At 53.0% G+C, this 17,431-nt stretch carries 10 protein-coding genes and 1 pseudogene; 10 read left to right on the top strand and 1 reads right to left on the bottom strand.

All coding sequences use genetic code 11. The annotated features are described in order from the left end of the window. Window positions 1-269: 269 nt before the first annotated feature. From GXP70_RS04850 to GXP70_RS04870, 5 genes are all read left to right on the top strand, one after another. Entirely contained in the window at window positions 270-3,419 is a 3,150-nt protein-coding gene (locus tag GXP70_RS04850) for a DEAD/DEAH box helicase (RefSeq protein ID WP_162355428.1), read from the top strand. Between the two features lie 10 nt (window positions 3,420-3,429). Beyond that, a complete protein-coding gene (locus GXP70_RS04855; protein WP_318652408.1) occupies window positions 3,430-3,813 on the top strand; it encodes a (deoxy)nucleoside triphosphate pyrophosphohydrolase in 384 nt (127 codons plus the stop codon). Window positions 3,814-3,846: 33 nt separating this feature from the next. Then, window positions 3,847-4,173: a nucleoside triphosphate pyrophosphohydrolase gene (locus GXP70_RS04860; RefSeq protein WP_162355429.1), complete on the top strand. Its 327-nt coding sequence runs from the start codon at window positions 3,847-3,849 to the stop codon at window positions 4,171-4,173. Beyond that, window positions 4,166-6,589 carry a DEAD/DEAH box helicase family protein gene (locus GXP70_RS04865; protein ID WP_162355430.1) on the top strand — a complete coding sequence of 808 codons (2,424 nt, stop codon included), beginning with the start codon at window positions 4,166-4,168 and terminating at the stop codon, window positions 6,587-6,589. Before GXP70_RS04860 ends, GXP70_RS04865 begins: the two co-directional genes overlap by 8 nt. 257 nt (window positions 6,590-6,846) lie before the next feature. Beyond that, on the top strand, window positions 6,847-7,671 hold the full coding sequence (locus GXP70_RS04870; protein ID WP_162355431.1) for an SDR family NAD(P)-dependent oxidoreductase: 825 nt from the start codon (window positions 6,847-6,849) through the stop codon (window positions 7,669-7,671). A gap of 38 nt (window positions 7,672-7,709) precedes the next feature. Here GXP70_RS04870 and GXP70_RS04875 read toward each other — a convergent pair whose 3' ends face one another. Beyond that, a complete protein-coding gene (locus GXP70_RS04875) occupies window positions 7,710-9,767 on the bottom strand; it encodes an ATP-binding protein (protein WP_162355432.1) in 2,058 nt (685 codons plus the stop codon). A gap of 656 nt (window positions 9,768-10,423) precedes the next feature. Between GXP70_RS04875 and GXP70_RS29710 the strand changes: the two are divergent. The 5 genes and pseudogenes from GXP70_RS29710 to GXP70_RS04900 form a co-directional block, all read left to right on the top strand. Beyond that, window positions 10,424-12,481 (top strand): annotated as a pseudogene (locus tag GXP70_RS29710) (cadherin-like beta sandwich domain-containing protein); the annotation flags it as partial. Between the two features lie 610 nt (window positions 12,482-13,091). Further along, window positions 13,092-13,583 (top strand): S-layer homology domain-containing protein, encoded by a 492-nt coding sequence (locus GXP70_RS30240; RefSeq protein WP_225442829.1) that lies wholly within the window; start codon window positions 13,092-13,094, stop codon window positions 13,581-13,583. Between the two features lie 268 nt (window positions 13,584-13,851). Next, window positions 13,852-14,775, top strand: a complete 924-nt coding sequence (locus tag GXP70_RS04890) for an ABC transporter permease subunit (protein WP_225442667.1) — start codon at window positions 13,852-13,854, stop codon at window positions 14,773-14,775. Window positions 14,776-14,790: 15 nt separating this feature from the next. Continuing rightward, window positions 14,791-15,729 carry a carbohydrate ABC transporter permease gene (locus GXP70_RS04895; protein ID WP_162355435.1) on the top strand — a complete coding sequence of 313 codons (939 nt, stop codon included), beginning with the start codon at window positions 14,791-14,793 and terminating at the stop codon, window positions 15,727-15,729. A 128-nt stretch (window positions 15,730-15,857) separates the two neighbouring features. Then, entirely contained in the window at window positions 15,858-17,408 is a 1,551-nt protein-coding gene (locus GXP70_RS04900) for an ABC transporter substrate-binding protein (protein ID WP_162355436.1), read from the top strand. The last annotated feature ends 23 nt before the right edge of the window (window positions 17,409-17,431 follow it).

Genomic DNA, 17,431 nt, shown 5'->3' on the forward strand with positions numbered 1-17,431 from the left:
TGATGTCACAGCAGCACCAGAACGAAGGGCTGTCTCCAAATTGATCAACGGATTAGTTTTACTTGTAGAGACAGCGAGGAATCAACGAAACTAATAATGAGGATGGTGCAGGGTCGATATCTGCACCATCCTTATTTCGTTTTGGTCTATACCGCCTGCTTAAGCCGAATTTAGTGACCTATACATTCTATATATCTTCCCGGAATATCAGGCCTCGGCTATACTTAAAGCTAACCAATTGAAGAGCCTGAACGTAAATGAGGTGTACCGTGAAGCTCGGCTTATACGAACAATTGATTAACAAACTAACGAAGGATCAGCTTGCTGCTGTAGACCCTTCCTTGTTTCAGATTGGCAAAGAGGCATTGGATCCGGAAGAGGCAAGGAAGCTCCTTTCGACCTATATATCTACAGTAACCCGAAGAGCTTTGAAAATGGTACGAGAGCTGGCAGACGATGATGAGGCCGTTCTGGCTCAAGTACGAGCGTGTAATGAAATTATAGCGACCTTAAGAAATAACCTGGATGACGACGAGCTAGATAATTGGAAGCTCGACGAGCAAGGCGAAGTTCTCACCTTCGTCTATTCGAAAATCAACCATATCAGAGGAATTAAGAATGACAAGGTAGTAAGGCCGGCTACGCCATTGTCTCAAAGCTCCTTATTCACGGGCGCGCATTCCGAGCCGAATATGATGAGCGAGCTGCAGCATGAGATTGCAACCTCCAATCGCATTGATCTGCTTGTCTCCTTCATTAAGTGGAGCGGGCTTCGTATTCTTATGGAGCAGCTGGAGCACTTCACTGAGAACGGTGGGCAGCTTCGCGTTATTACGACCACCTATATGGAAGCGACCGATTACAAGGCAGCCGCGGAGCTGAGCCGGCTGAGGAATACGGAGATCCGGATATCTTATGATACCGACCGTACTCGTTTGCACGCCAAGGCCTATATGTTTAAGCGTGACACAGGATTCACAACGGCCTATGTGGGATCTTCGAATTTATCTAACCCTGCCTTAACAAGTGGCTTGGAGTGGAATATCAAGGTTACGGAGAAAGACGCTTACGATGTCCTGAAGAAGATCGAGGCGACCTTCGAGAGTTATTGGAATGATCGGGAATTTAAAATCTTTACAGTAGAGAACGAAGAGCATCAATTGCAATTGAAGGAAGCGCTTGGTCGAAAAAAGCATCAGGAACAATCGGACCTGCACTTCAATTTCGATATCCAGCCCTATGACTATCAGAAAGAGGTTCTGGAGAAGCTAGAAGCCCAAAGAACGTTGTATGGCAAACACCGCAATCTCGTAGTTGCCGCAACTGGCGTGGGCAAGACGGTTATTTCGGCTTTTGACTATAAACGCTACGCTCAAAAGAATCCGAATGCAAGACTCTTATTCGTCGCTCATCGTGAAGAGATACTGAAGCAAAGCCGGGACACGTTTCGTTTTATTATGAAGGATTTGAACTTTGGCGAGCTTCATGTCGGTGGGGATCGAGCGGGTTCCATCGACCGTCTCTTTATTAGCATTCAAAGCTTCAACTCGTTGAAGTTAGCTCAAATCACGACGCAAGAATTCTACGATTTCATCATCGTCGACGAGTTCCATCATGCCGCAGCACCTTCGTATCAGGAGCTGCTTTCGCATTATAGACCTCGGATCTTGCTTGGATTAACGGCTACGCCGGAGCGGATGGATGGCAAGGATATTCTGAGCTATTTCGACCATACGATTGCTGCCGAGATTCGATTAACGGACGCCATTGACCGAAAGCTGCTTTGTCCCTTTCATTATTTTGGCGTGACGGATAGCGTCGACTTGTCTCAAGTGAAGTGGTCTCGTCGTGGCTATGATTTGAGAGAGCTCGAGAACCTCTATTCGAGCAACAAGATTCGTGTAACGCAAATTCTGAACAGCATGCGAAAGTATGCTACCGATATGGAAGCGGTCAAAGGACTCGGTTTCTGCGTTGGCGTCGATCATGCGGATTATATGGCCAAGGTGTTTAATGAAGCGGGAATTTCGTCAATAGCACTGCATGGCAATTCGAATGATCAAGCACGCGACCAGGCTAAGCAAAGATTGATTGCCGGGGAAATCCGGATGATCTTCGTCGTTGATCTCTATAATGAAGGGGTAGACATACCTGAGGTCAATACGATCCTTTTCCTTCGGCCAACCGAAAGCTTAACTGTCTTTCTGCAGCAATTAGGCAGGGGCTTGCGTTTGGCAGAAGGCAAGGAATGCTTGACTGTTCTTGATTTTATTGGCCAAGCCCATCAAGCGTACAATTTCTCCGATAAATTTCGGGCGTTGATCGGAAAGACCAAGCACTCGATTCAACACTATGTGGAGAATGGTTTCTCTAGCTTGCCTCGCGGCAGCTTCATCCAGCTTGAGAAGCAGTCGAAGGCGTATATTTTAAGGAGTCTGAAGCAAGCGACAGTAAATCGCAGAAGTTTAATTGGCAAAATGAAATATTTTGAAGGGGACACGGGACTCACGTTGACGTTGGAGAATTTTGTCCAGCATCATGGTCTAAGTCTGCAGGAATTCTACGGTGGTCGGACTGGGAACCGCACTTTCTATGGGTTGATGGTTGAGGCGGAGTTGGTCGCTCCGTTCGCGTTTGAAAACGGTGAATACTTGACGAAACGAATTCCAGCTTTGCTTGGACTGAACTCGCGCCGGCTCTTAAGATTCCTTATTTCCTATCTTGAGCATGGGCAAAAGCCGAGCTCAGAAGAAGAACTGCTTATGCTTCATCTGTTCTATTACACGTTTTATCGTGCAGAACCGATGAAACAAGGTTTTGAGGGAATCGAGGCAGGTATACAGTCGGCTGTTTCTTGTCCGGAATTCCGGGACGAAGTGCTCCAGATTATGAAGTATAATGATGCTCATATTGATTTTGTAGACAAGCGGAATTCTTTCCCCTATGCTTGTCCGTTGGACGTTCATTGCAAGTACTCGATGGATCAGATTCTGGCGGCATTTGGTTACTGGAATGCAGAGAAAGCACCGGCATTTCGTGAAGGCGTGAAGTATTTCGATGACAAGAAGACCGATATCTTCTTCATTACTTTGAACAAGTCGGACAAAGACTTCTCGCCCTCTACGCTATATGAGGATTTCGCAATTAATGAGCGTCTGTTCCATTGGCAGACGCAAAGCCGAATTAGCGAGGAGACAAACACGGCTCAACGTTATATCCATCACCGGCAAAGAAACAGCAGAATTGCTTTGTTTGTGCGCGAATATAAAGACGACAACAACTATACGTCTCCTTTCGTGTTTCTAGGTGAAGCAGAATATGTCAAGCATGAAGGTAGTAAGCCAATGAGTTTCGTATGGCGCTTGAAGGAAGATATGCCACCGGCGCTTGTCCCTGCAGCAAATAAGGTAATTGTATAGGATGTGATGAATGATGATACCAGTAGCGGCAGCGATCATCGAGAACGAGCAGGGAATGATTCTGATCGCAAGGCGGAAGGAAGGCAAGTCGCAGGGAGGGCTGTGGGAATTCCCTGGAGGCAAGATTGAGGTCGATGAGACGGCGGAGGATTGTCTCCGTAGAGAACTGCTGGAAGAGATGAATATTGCGATCGAACCCTACGCATTTTGCGGCGAAAATGATCATTTCTATGGCGACGTACATATTCGGCTTGTCGCGTATAAGGCTAAGTTTCTGAGCGGCGAGATAAAACTGATTGATCATGATGATTATACTTGGGTCGGCCGTGCCCAACTCGTTGAGTATGAGTTCGCTCCAGCCGATGTGAAGTTTGTTGAAATGCTTTCATGTTAAATTAATTAGCGAAATCGACTAGGAGCTGAGACCATGCCAATCTACAATAAACTTGTCCGTGATCGTATTCCGGAGATTATCAGCAATAACGGGCAAACAATGTCTGTACGTACTCTTGAAGAAGAGGAGTATCGGGCAGAGCTTCGAGCCAAGTTGAAAGAAGAAACAAACGAGTACTTAAGCGCGCGCACGGATGACGAGGCCATTGAAGAGCTGGCGGATGTTCTGGAGTTACTCCACGCACTCTCAGAATCACACGGCATTACACCGGCTAAGCTGGAAGAGGTCCGTAAGCATAAGGCTGAGAAGCGGGGCGGCTTCAAGGAACGCATCTATCTGATTGAGGTTCACGATGCCTGACATTAAGCTGATTACCGAGAATTTAGTAGAAGAACTTATTCCGGGGATACAACGGGCCTCGGGTATCTATATCCTGACTTCATTTGTAATGGAGTCCGGTGTCAGGCTGCTGGCGCCGCATTTGAAAGAGGCGGCGTTAAGAGGAGCCGAAGTAAAGTTATTAGCAGGCGATTATCTGTTCGTCACTCAGCCGGAGGCGCTTCGGGCGCTAATCCGTATTCACCCCGCCATTGAGGTTCGGCTTTGGCGCAGCCGAGGGACATCGTTTCATCCGAAAGCCTATCTGTTTGATTATGAGAATGGGCAGGGCTTATTTATCGTCGGTTCATCCAACCTGTCGCAATCGGCATTCCGCATGGGAATTGAATGGAATCTGGCGGTCAACGCACAGCTCGAGCCCTATACCTTTCAAATGGCACTGGACAAGTTTATGCATCAGTTTAATCATGAAAACACGGAATCGCTTAACGACGTTACCCTCGCGATATATGAGGACGAGTATCGTGAGAATCGTCGCAAGTATCCCGAGCTCGTCCGTTCGATTACAGAGATGGAAGAAACCGAGCTTATGCTGCCGAGTAAACCAGCGAGGGAGAAGGCGCTAGACAAGCCTGACGCTGCAAACGATTTACAGCCGCGAAAGGCACAGGAGCAGGCATTAGAAGCTTTAGTGCAGACACGAGAAGAGGGCTACGATCGGGCAATGGTCGTGATGGCCACCGGACTTGGCAAGACCTATCTGGCCGGCTTCTTCGCGCGTCAGTTCAATCGCGTGTTGTTTGTCGCCCATCGTGAGGAAATTTTGACGCAGGCTGCCCGTACCTTTCAACATGTTATGCCCGAACGCTCCGTGGGTCTATATAACGGGACCGAGAAGGAAACTGACCCCTCCTCTATCTTCGCGTCTATTTATACGCTCGGCATGAAAAAGCATCGCGAAAGATTCGCGGCGGATGCCTTCGACTTAATCGTTATCGACGAATTCCATCATGCTGCAGCACAATCCTATCAGGCGATATTAAACTGTTTTCGTCCACGATTCCTGCTGGGCATTACGGCAACGCCAGATCGGATGGATGGTAAGGATGTCTATGCGATCTGCGATGGCAACGTTGCTTACCAAGTGAATTTTCTGGAGGCAATCAAACGAGGATGGTTAAGTCCGTTCCAGTACTACGGCATCTACGATGATACTGACTATGGTCAAATTACATGGTTGGGGAATAGGTATGATGAAGAAGAATTGCTGGCCGTCCAGTTGCAGGAGTCTACTGCGGCTAAGATCTACGCCGCCTGGGACAAGCATCGTCAGACACGAACGATCGCGTTTTGTTCTTCCATCACGCAGGCTGACTTTCTGGCGGACTACTTTAAACGACAACGTATTGCAGCTGTTAGCTTGCATTCTCGGACCAAAGAGCTGACAAGAGACGAAGCTATTCAGCGTCTGGCGGACGGCTCGTTACAAGTTATTTTTACGGTGGATTTGTTCAACGAGGGTGTTGATATTCCTGCAGTCGATACGCTTCTGTTCGTTCGGCCAACTGAATCGCTTACGGTGTTTACGCAGCAAGTCGGCCGCGGGCTTCGTCTGCATGATACAAAATCGACTTGTCATGTGATCGATCTGATCGGCAACTATCGTAATGCGGACGTGAAGCTGAGTCTTTTTCAAGATCGCAATGAAGAGGAGAAGGGTAGCAGACAACCGATTCTTCCAATCGTACCCGATACATGCCTGTTGGAATTGGAAGTAGGCGTTATTTATCTGCTCGAGGAGCTTGCGAGGAAGAGGCAGCCACGCCGTGAGAAGCTCCGAAGCGCCTATTTTGATTTGAAGCGGGAATTGGGCAGAAGGCCCAGCTATCTTGAGCTGCATTTGAACGGCAGGGAAGAGAGTAAAGCTTATCGGCAAGAATTCTTGTCTTACGTCGGCTTTTTGCATTGGGCCGAAGAGCTGAATGAGTTCGAGGTGGAAGCTTTTACAAGCTGCGAGTGGTGGCTCCAAGAAGCCGAGCGTACGGATATGCGGAAGAGCTACAAGATGGTAGTGCTCTTGGCTATGCTGGATCGGGGCATTGAAGAATGGTTAACTCCCATTCGTCCTTCGGAAACGGCAGCCTTCTTCCACGACTATCTAACCAGCAAGGAATATCGGAAACGAATCGATTTCTCGGATGGGGAGACTCGCGGACTGTGGAATTACAATGCGGAGAAAGTGAGCAAGCTCATCGCCAAAATGCCAATGACGAAATGGAGCGGCAGCTCAAAGGGGCGTATTGCGTTTGACGGTGAGCAATTCGAGGTCCAGTTGCGCGTAGAGAATGAGCATCAGGCCCTCGTACATGAATGGACGAGGCAAATTGCGGAGTACCGGCTTCATTATCATTTTGAGCGTAGGGACAAGCAGTCTTAAACAAAGAGAGCTTGCTATTTTTCTGAGCTTTCGTTTACGGTACATGCTGAATGTGTAGGGTCAACATATTGAATAGACTAATGACAATGAGCGCAAGTTTCTCTATAATAAATGTATAAAATCGCCAGATCGGATCCAGTTGGACTTTGCGGACAAGTTTCTGGATGAATACAACATACCATATTGAGGCCTTCATCTTCATCCGCGTATAGGGAAGAGAAGGCTCTTTTTGTATCGAGAATGCGGGAGGTTGAGACGTGCAGAATTTCAACGGAAAAATATGCGTTGTGACCGGCGGCGCGGCGGGCGTAGGCTATGCTTTGTGCAGCCGGCTGGCAGAGCTTGGCGCGAAGGTGGTGCTTGCCGATATCGATATCGGCGGCGCGGAAGCGGCCAAAGCCGGGAATCCCGGGATAGGGGCCAATATGGAGCCCGTCAGGGTGGATGTTACCGATGCTTCTTCCGTGCGGCAGCTTATGGAATATACAGTGGGGAAATACGGGAGAATTGATGTTCTTTTCAATAATGCGGGGTTGGCCATTGTCGGCGAAATCCGCGATTTGTCCCTGGAACAATGGAAGCGGGTCATTGACGTCAATTTATTGGGGGAGCTTCACGGGATTCATTATGTGTATCCGATCATGATCAAGCAGGGCTTCGGACATATTGTGAACATGGCGTCCGGCTTCGGACTTGCCCCGGGACCGAACAACGCGCCTTATGTGACTTCGAAGTTCGGGATCGTCGGCATGTCGGAGACGCTTCGCGCGGAAGCGAAGGATCTGGGCATCGATGTAACGGTTATTTGCCCCGGCTATATCAAGACCGGAATGCTCACCGAGATGCAGACGGCGAACGCGGACCCTGCGGATGTGGCTTCGCTTATCCCCGTCAAGATGGTCGATGTCAAGGCTGCGGCAGACAAGATTTTGCAGGGGGTGGCTCGTAAAAAGAAGGTTGTCGCCTTCCCGGGCTATGTCGGTGCGCTCACATTCCTGTACAAATTTGTGCCCGGCATTTTTCTGAAATATAACCTGAAGCAAATTCGAAACTTCCGAAAAATACGCAAAGCCGCTAAATAGCAGGGTGGGGGGGAGGCCCCCCCCCCAGCCTATACAGCCTATAAAACCACGCCCGCCAGAAACTCCCTAAGCTTCTGAATCGCCTCTCTCCGAGAACGATAATACGTGGCTCGGCTTACGTGCAGCTGCTCGGCTGCGATCTCCGCGGTTAGGGGCGGAGCTTCAGCGAGAACCTTCACTATGGCTTGATCTCTCTCGGTAAACGGATAAGGGGGATGAGCGGAGAGAATACGTTGAAGCTTCTGCTGCAGATCGAGTCCGCCGCATGATAGCTTGCGTGCCAGAACGGTTTGTTCCAAGGCAGCCGGATGGCCGGACAGCGTCAGTGCGGTCAAGATCTCTTTTTCCGTAAGCGCAATGGACGGATCCGCTTTGCCGCCGTCAATAGGATTGGCAATCAGGCCGAGCAGCAAATCGCCGACATCCGACCCGCGCAAATCTCGCTCATGAACGAGCGCGTCGAAGAGGGGCTGTTCCTCCGTCCTGCTAGATAGCGGTCTTGATCGAAAACCGAGATTCCGAAGCAGCTCATTGGTCTGCTCATAGGCAGTTACGATGACGAAACGAAGCGCTGCAGTGCAATGAATGATCATGTCCGAAACGATCGTTCCCACCAATTCGTGAAAGGAATGATCGCTTGCTCGGGTAGAGACGCCCGTGAGCAGCTGGTAATAGGTATCGGATTGCTCGAGAGGCAATTGCCGCAGATGCTTGATCTCTTGGGGGAAAACATCGTCCAGCACGCCTGGCAGGAAGCGCTCCAAGAAGAGAATGGTCTCCTTACATAGCAGGATCCCCGCAGTAAATGACAACGGAATCCCTTCCGCGGAGCGAAAGACGCGAACGCTCTCCGGAAACTGCTCCGCAAGCGCGTCAAGCAGCGCATGATCCAGCTCGGCAGAGATGGAGTGTGCGATATCCTCCGCAATAATGCGATGCAAGTGAGGCAGATCGCTGCCGCGATAAGGCTGCATCTGCAAGAAATCCACATTGGCAGCGAAGATGGAGACGGAATCCAGCAGGAAGAGATCCCGACACGCCGACAGCATGACCGAAGCAATCCGCTTTTGTTCTTGCCCCGCCGCCTGCTTGAGTTCTTTCGCCAATCCTTCCATCATGCTTCTTCTCCGGATCTGATAACGTTCAGGTTCACGCTGCAGAAAGTCCTCGATCAGGAAGCTGCGCGCCACGTCATGAAGGGCAAGACCTCCCGCCGTGGGACGAATAAAGGAGAATTGAGTGAGCCGTTCAAGCTCCACCACGGTCAAGGGGGCTTCAAGAAGCCGCCCCAGCCACTTCGAATCCGCATGCGGCAGAATACAGAGCAGTTCCAGGGCTTCTTTCAATTCGGACGTGGCGACTTCACGCAGCATCTCCGCGCTAACCCGCATGGAGACTGGCAAAGCAGGGGCTGCCGAATCCCGTATCGGGAAATTCAGCCGTTCAACGAATAGCGCCATGGCCAGCGGCAGCCCTTGCGAATCGCCGAGAAGCCGCTCCACCACGCTTCCTTGTCTCAATCCCCTTAGCGTAAAATAGCGCTCTGCCTCTCTTCGCGCGAGCGGTTCAAGCCGAATATGCCGGATTCTGTTCTGCCATGCCATGTCCTTCATCCAATTGAAGGACAGGTCTTGTCTGGATGCCAGAACGACAAGCAGCCCGTTCGCGGACAACTCGGGCAGGAACACTTCCCTGAACCAGCCTTCTATTGGGTGCATGTATTCATAGTTATCGATGCACAGCAGCATTTTCTGCCGGGTCATTTCGGCCATGATCGCCGAAATAGATTCGTTCGGCGAGGCTTGTACAAGCGGATGATGGATGAGAAAGGCGTGCAGCGATTCCAAAAATCCACCAGGCGTATCCGTGCATACCCGGCCGTCCAGCCAAATCGAGCGCACCTTCTCCTGTTGCGCCATGTTCAGAAATTGGAGCATCAGAGCGGATTTCCCGATGCCGCCCATGCCCGAAAGGAAATAGATCTCGGTGGGGGGATCCTTCAATGTTAACCATTCGTGCATCAAGCCGAGCTCTGCATCCCTTCCCACGAACAGACGAGCTCGCTCAACAGAAAGGGCCTCGCCGAGTGTTCCCATCACGTTATCCCTCGATTCCGATATCGATTCCTACGCCCAGAACGTCATGATGCTTCCTACCTATTCAACAATCCGCTGTTGAACTCCTCTACTCCCGTACCCATTGGAGAAGTCGCATGAGACAAAATCGAGATGAAAATGAGACGGAAGGAGCCGGAATCGTCCATTAGAATAATACGTGACTTGTTGTTTGTATCCGTCATGCCGTTCTTGACGCTCAGCAATCGAAAGGAGAAGGAAGAATGCGTAAATCAGGCCGTAAAGTCATGCTTCTGATGCTGGTCTCATCCATCATGACGATGTTCGGCGTAGCTGGAGACGTTATCGGGAGTGGCAGAGCAGCTGCAGCGGAAAGTGATTTCTCGGGAGGGAACGGCACGATCGACAGTCCTTACCTCGTGGGAAATGCGGATCAGCTAGCAAGGCTGGGCAGCAGCAGGTATGTAGACAGGCGATATTATTTCAAGCAGATCGCCGATATTGATTTGAGCAGCCATGGAAACTGGACTCCGATCGGATCGACAAACATACCGATGGGAAGATTTGAAGGGCATTTGGATGGTAATGGATTCCGAATAACGGGACTTACGATTAGCGGTGGCGATCATGCGGGGCTATTCAGCACTATCGGCGGTTCTACGTACAGTCCCAGTTCGATGACGAATGTCAGGCTGGATCATGTCAACGTGACCGGAAACGATTACGTAGGCGGCCTGGCTGGCGAATTGTCGAGCGTAACGGTCAACAACTGCATCGTTACCGGGAATGTGACCGGAGTGGACGATATAGGCGGCTTGACTGGCTGGTTGGATGGCACGATCAACGACAGCGCTGCTTCGGTGAATGTGACCGGCAGCCATTATCATACAGGCGGCTTGGTGGGAGTGAATTCGGGAACGATTAACGGCAGCTATGCCTCAGGGCGTGTGAGCGGAGGTGCGATTGCTACGGGCGGCTTGGCCGGACAACAATATTCCGGATCGATCAACAACAGCTATGCTTCAGGAAGCGTGAGCGGTAATTCTCAAGTAGGCGGCCTGATTGGCATTCAAGACGGAGGATCGATCGGCAACAGCTACGCTTCAGGAAGCGTAGGCGGAAATTCGTATGTAGGCGGCTTGAGCGGCCGATGGACGAGAGGATCGAACGACAACAGCTTTTACGACATGGAATCGACAGGACAATCCGCATCGGCCTTCGGTACTGGCAAATTAACTGCAGCGATGAAGGATAGAAGCACATACGAAGAAGATATTGACCATCAGTGGGATTTCAATAATGTATGGGTGATCGATCCATCGCTTAACAACGGATATCCGGATTTGCAAGCCATGATTTCCGTGGCGGCGAGCTTCGACAGTAACGGAGGCTCGGCGGTCGCGAGCCAGACGGTCAAGTATAATGGCACGGCCGCTGCGCCCTCTATACCGACGAAGAACGGTTACAAGTTCGAGGGCTGGTACAGCGACCGCGAGCTGACGCAAGCGTTCTTGTTCACGACGCAGATGACGTCTGATGTAACGCTGTATGCGAAGTGGATGAGCACGAATGCGGATTTAAGCAATTTGACGTTGTCGAGCGGGACGTTGGATCCGGTGTTCGCGAGCGAGGTAACCAGCTATACGGCGAGTGTTGGGTACGCGGTGGAGAATGTGACGGTTACGCCGACGGTGGCGGACACTACCGCGACGGTGAAGGTGAACGGCATAGACATGACGGGCAGTTCACCCAGCGGAACTGTGAACTTGAACGTTGGTGCGAACACGGTTACGGTACTCGTGACTGCGGAAGACGGTGCGACGAAGAAGACGTACACGATCACCGTCACGCGTGAGCCAAGCAGCAATATCGACCTTAGCAGTAATGCCGACCTGAGCAATTTGACGTTATCGAGCGGCACGTTGGATCCGGTGTTCGCGAGCGAGGTAACCAGCTATACGGCGAGTGTTGGGTACGCGGTGGAGAATGTGACGGTTACGCCGACGGTAGCGGACACTACCGCAACGGTGAAGGTGAACGGCATAGACGTGGCGAGCGGCTTGCCCGGCGGAGCTGTGAACTTGAGCGTGGGCGCGAACGTGATCACGGTACTCGTGACTGCGGAAGACGGTGCGACGAAGAAGACGTACACGATCACCGTCACGCGTGCGCCAAGCGGCAATATCGACCTTAGCAGTAATGCCGACCTGAGCAATTTGACGTTGTCGAGCGGGACGTTGGATCCGGTGTTCGCGAGCGAGGTAACCAGCTATACGGCGAGTGTTGGGTACGCGGTGGAGAATGTGACGGTTACGCCGACGGTGGCGGACACTACCGCAACGGTGAAGGTGAACGGTACAGACGTAACGAGCGGCTCGGCCAGCGGAGCTGTGAATTTGAGCGTGGACGCGAACACGATTACGGTACTCGTGACTGCGGAAGACGGGACGCAGCAGCAGACGTACACGATCACCGTCACGCGTGCGCCAAGCAGCAATGCGACGCTGAGCTCGCTGACGGTAAGTGACGTGACGCTGGATCCAGCCTTTAACAGCGGAACCATATCGTATACGGCTTCTGCAGCGAATAGCGTGACGAGCACCACGGTCACGCCAACGGCGTCCGACGACACGGCAAGCGTGGCCGTTGCAGTGGATGGAGGAGCAGGCACGTCGATCACCGACGGTAAGCCGAGCGCTGCGATACCGCTTAGCGTTGGGCCGAATACGATCACGGTGGTTGTGAAGGCAGAGGACGACTCGACGACTACGACCTACATGATTACAGTGACCCGCGCCGGAGCGGGCAGTAACAACAATGGCGGTGGTTTCATTCCTCCAAGCGATAACAACGTTCCTGCCATCAATGGCGCATTAACGCTTCCTCCGGGTCAAGCGGGCAAGGTTAGTTTGGGAGACGCCATCATGATTGCGATTCCGGCCGATGCAACGGATAAAGAACTAAGGATAACGATAGCTAAAATAGCGGATACGCAGAAGCTGCTAACGAAGACGGACGTTCCGGCAAGCCAGGTATATGAGGTTGCGAAGAATTTCCCGGAAAATTTCAGCAAACCGGTGACACTCTCCATGGCCTTCGACCCGGCAAGCCTGAAGAGCAATCAAACGGCAGCCGTGTTCTATTATGACGAAGGGAAGCAGGAGTGGGTGGAAGTCGTCGGCGGCAAGATCGACGGCAATCACATCACTGTAGAAGTCGATCATTTGGCAAAGTTTTCAGTATTCCCAGTAAGCCCAGTACGCCAAGCAGGAACCGGATCAGTTGAAGCTCCGACGAAGCCCGTCATAACCTTCAGCGATATCTCGGGACACTGGGCCGAGGCGAATATCAAGCAAGCGGCAGGCGAGGGCAGGCTTCGCGGACGGAACATTCAAGCCGAATCGTATCGTGACGCGTGCCGAATTTGCGGTGATGCTGATGAACGCATTGCAGCTGCAGGACAATGGAGCCAAACTGACGTTTACGGATGCAGCGGAGATCGGAGCATGGGCTCGGAAAGCAGTCGCGCAAGCGGCAGGAGCGGGTATCATTACAGGCAGAGAGGACGGCACGTTCCGTCCGAATGCCGAGATTACGCGCGCAGAGATGGCGATGATGGTCGCGAGAGCGCTCAACCTCGCGGTCGAAACGAATGCCGCAGCCGGCTTCGCGGATGACAAGGACATACCCGCATGGGCAAAAGGCGCAGCGGCGGCATTGAAGAGAATGGGCATCATCGATGGTAAAGGCGGAAACAAATTTGATCCTCAAGCTGCAGCATCACGAGCTGAGGCCGTAACCGTGCTGCTCCAAATGAAGGCGCGAATGAGCAAGTAATACATCGGGCGGCGATACCGGGATGAATCGCCCGCGCTCGTATGGACTGCTTACGCCGCACGGATGGAACGGGCGGCACATGAATTGGATGATCGAAGCAAACTTAACCATGGTCGGCCGGCAATCGGCTGACCGTTTTTTTGTCGTGCCGCGGAATGTCACCAGAGTACAAGTTTCGGTCACGCGCGCGGTGTGTGCGTCGGTCGGCGCTGTCCTATAATGAGGGCACAACGAACGAAAGAAAGAGAAGAGGGTGTGATTCACTGCCATGCTCGTGCTGTTCGACCGGAAATTCTGGCGCAAATACAAGGTACTGCTGCTTATGCTGCTGCCCGGAACGCTCTATCTTCTGCTGAATAATTATTTGCCGATGTTCGGCGTCGCGATCGCGTTCAAGAACATCAATTATGCCAAGGGCATCTGGGGCAGCGACTGGGTCGGCTTCAAGAACTTCCGGTTTCTGTTCGACACCCAGGATGCCTGGATCATCACGCGCAACACCTTGCTGTACAACTTCGCGTTCATCATCATCAATCTCGTGTGCGCCGTCGGGCTGGCGATCCTGCTGAACGAGATCCGAAGCCGGCTGGCGGCGCGGTTCTACCAAAGCATGATGCTGCTGCCCTATCTGTTCTCTACCGTCGTCGTCAGCTACCTGGTGTTCGCATTCCTGAGCTCGGATTACGGCTTCCTGAACCACAAGGTGCTGCCATGGCTCGGTCTGGAACCGCTTAACTGGTACAACGAGCCGAAGGTGTGGCCGTACATTCTCGTCATCGTTAATACCTGGAAAAGCGTCGGCTACCTCAGCATCGTCTACCTCGCCGCGATTATCGGGCTCGATAAGGAATATTACGAGGCGGCCGTGATCGACGGCGCGGGCAAATGGCATCAATTCACGCGGATTACGATCCCGTTGATCATGCCGATCATCATCATCATGACCTTGCTCGCGATCGGTAAAATATTCTACTCCGACTTCGGGTTGTTCTACCAGGTCACGATGAACTCGGGAACGATTCAATCGACGACCAGCGTCGTGGACACCTACGTGTATCGGGCGCTCCTTCAGCTCGGGGATACCGGCATGTCGTCGGCCGCCGGTCTCTACCAATCCGCCGTGGGCTTCGTGCTGATCCTCGTCGTCAATCTGGTCGTTCGCAAGTTCAGCAAGGAAAACGCATTGTTCTGACAGGAGAGAAGAAACATGGACAAGTCGCAAGCCTTGTTATCGGCGGGGCCCGGAACGTTCCGGGCCGCGAAACGCCGCCAACGGTCGCTCTATCAGACCGTATTGAACGGGCTGTTCTGCATCGCCGCATTAATCGTCGTGCTGCCGCTCGTGCTGGTGTTATCCGTCTCCTTCTCGGATGAGGATTCGGTCTACATCCACGGCTACTCCTTCATTCCGCATAAGTTCAGCACGGCCGCTTACTCGTATCTGTGGGCGGATCATGGGGCGATCGCGCATGCGTACGGGGTGACCGTGCTGGTGACTGTCGCCGGGGCGCTGGCCGGACTGCTGTTGACCGCGCTCTTCGCCTATCCGCTGGCCCGGCGGGATTTCCCGCTGCGCAACGTCTTTTCGTTCTTCGTGTTTTTCACTATTTTGTTCGGCGGCGGCCTGGTGCCGTGGTATATCGTGTTTACCAATTTCGTCAACGTCAAGGATTCCATGCTGGGCCTCGTCCTGCCGGGCTTGCTGATGAACGGCTTTAACATTCTCGTGGTGCGGACGTTCTTCCAGGGCATCCCGCCGTCCTTGATGGAATCGGCGACGATTGACGGCGCGGGCGAGTTCCGCATCTGGTGGCAGATCGTCATGCCACTCTCCCTGCCGGTGCTGGCGACGATCGGCTTATTCATGACGCTGGGCTACTGGAACGACTGGTTTAATTCGCTCATCTTCATCTCCGACGTCAAATGGTACAGCCTGCAGTACATCATGCAGAAGACGCTGATGGACATCCAGTTCCTGTCGACGCAGTCCGGCGCGGGCAACGCGTCCGCCATTCTGGCGACGGCGCCGACCGAGACGATGCGGATGGCGATGGCGATCATCGGCGTCGGACCGATCGTGCTGGCGTATCCGTTCTTCCAGCGCTATCTCGTTCAGGGGCTGACGGTCGGCGCCGTCAAGGGCTGAGCACAGGCAGTCAGGCCCGCGAATCGATCCACGTGGGAGGTGATGCAGGCCGGGGAGCCCGGCAGGCAAGTTAAGCGTTGACAAGCAAGGCTATACTATTATCGAACGTCATTGGGAGGTCAAGAACGATGAAGAAACAGATCGGCGCCATGCTGGCATTATCCATGGTATCCGCTTTCGCACTGGCTGGATGCGGCACCTCGAACGAACAGAACGCCGCCAACGCGGCGGGAGAAGCGGCGGGCAACGCCAAGACGGCGGGCAATGCCAATGCCGCCAGCGAGAAGCCGGCGCTGAAGCCGTACAAGCTGGTCATGTATTATCCGGGGTCGACGCCTGGGGATCTGGCTCTCGTACAGGACGAGATCAGCAAGTATTTGACGGAGAAAATCAACGCGACGATCGAGCTCAAGCCGATCGATTGGGGTGCCTACGGCGATAAATCGAACCTGATGTTCACGTCGAATGAGAAATTCGACTTGATGTTCACGGCTTCGTACCTGAGCTACAACGTCAACGTTGCCAAAGGCCAATTCCTGCAAGTGGACGAGCTGCTCGATCAGTACGGCCAAGGCATCAAGGATACGCTCGGTCCGGACTGGCTCAAGGGCAGCCAGGTCAACGGCCATAACTACGCCGTGCCGACATTGAAGGAGTTCGCGGGCGCGGCGGGCATGCTGTTCCGCAAGGACCTGGTCGACAAGTACAACATCGATTTGAACGCGATCCATACGCTCTCCGATCTGACGCCGATCTTCCAGACGATCAAGGACAAGGAGCCGGGCGTGACGCCGCTGGTGCAATCCGGCAGCCTGAACCTGCCGGGCCTGCTTACCGGGTATTCGCTGGACTACCTGGGCGACAGCTCGGGCGTCCTTGATCCGGCCGCGGGCGACCTGAAAGTCGTCAATTTGCTGGAGACGAAGCAGTATGTCGATTCCGTGCATCAAATGCGCCAGTGGTACCAGGCCGGCTTCATCAACAAGGATGCGTCGACGCTCAAGGACGATCAGTTGTATAACATCGTCAAGGCGGGCAAGGGCTTCGCGTTCGCGGTAACGACCAAACCGGGCAAGGATGCGGAAATGAGCACGCAGCTCGGCGTCGAGCTGGTGCAGAAGGATTTGACGAAGCCGCAGACGACGACCGGCGAAGCGACCGGCGCGATGCTGGCCATTTCCCGGACGAGCGGGGATCCGGAGCGCGCGATGATGTTCCTGAATCTGCTCTACACGGACAAGACGCTGCTGAATATGCTGGACTTCGGCATCGAAGGCAAGCATTACGTCAAGAACGCGAACGGGATGCTCGACTATCCGGAGGGCGTCACCTCGCAGACGAGCGGCTTCAATCCCGGCACGGCCTGGATGTTCGGCAACCAGCTGAACACGTACTTGTGGAGCAACGAGGATCCGCAGAAATGGGAGAAATTCAAGGCCTTCAACGACAGCTCTACCAAGTCGCCGGCGCTCGGCTTCGTCTGGGATCCGACGAACGTCAAGAACGAAGTGTCGGCTGTCGGCAACGCCGGGGCCGAGTTCGGAGGCGCGATCATGACCGGCACGGTCGATCCCGATAAGTACCTGCCTCAATACAATGCCAAATTAAAAGCCGCGGGTCTGGAGAAGATCATCGCGGAGAAGCAGAAGCAGCTCGACGCGTGGGCGCAGGCCAAGTAGGCCGTCAGCGCCGAACGGGCGAG

This window comes from Paenibacillus lycopersici, assembly GCF_010119935.1.
GTDB classification, from domain to species: Bacteria; Bacillota; Bacilli; order Paenibacillales; family Paenibacillaceae; genus Paenibacillus_Z; species Paenibacillus_Z lycopersici.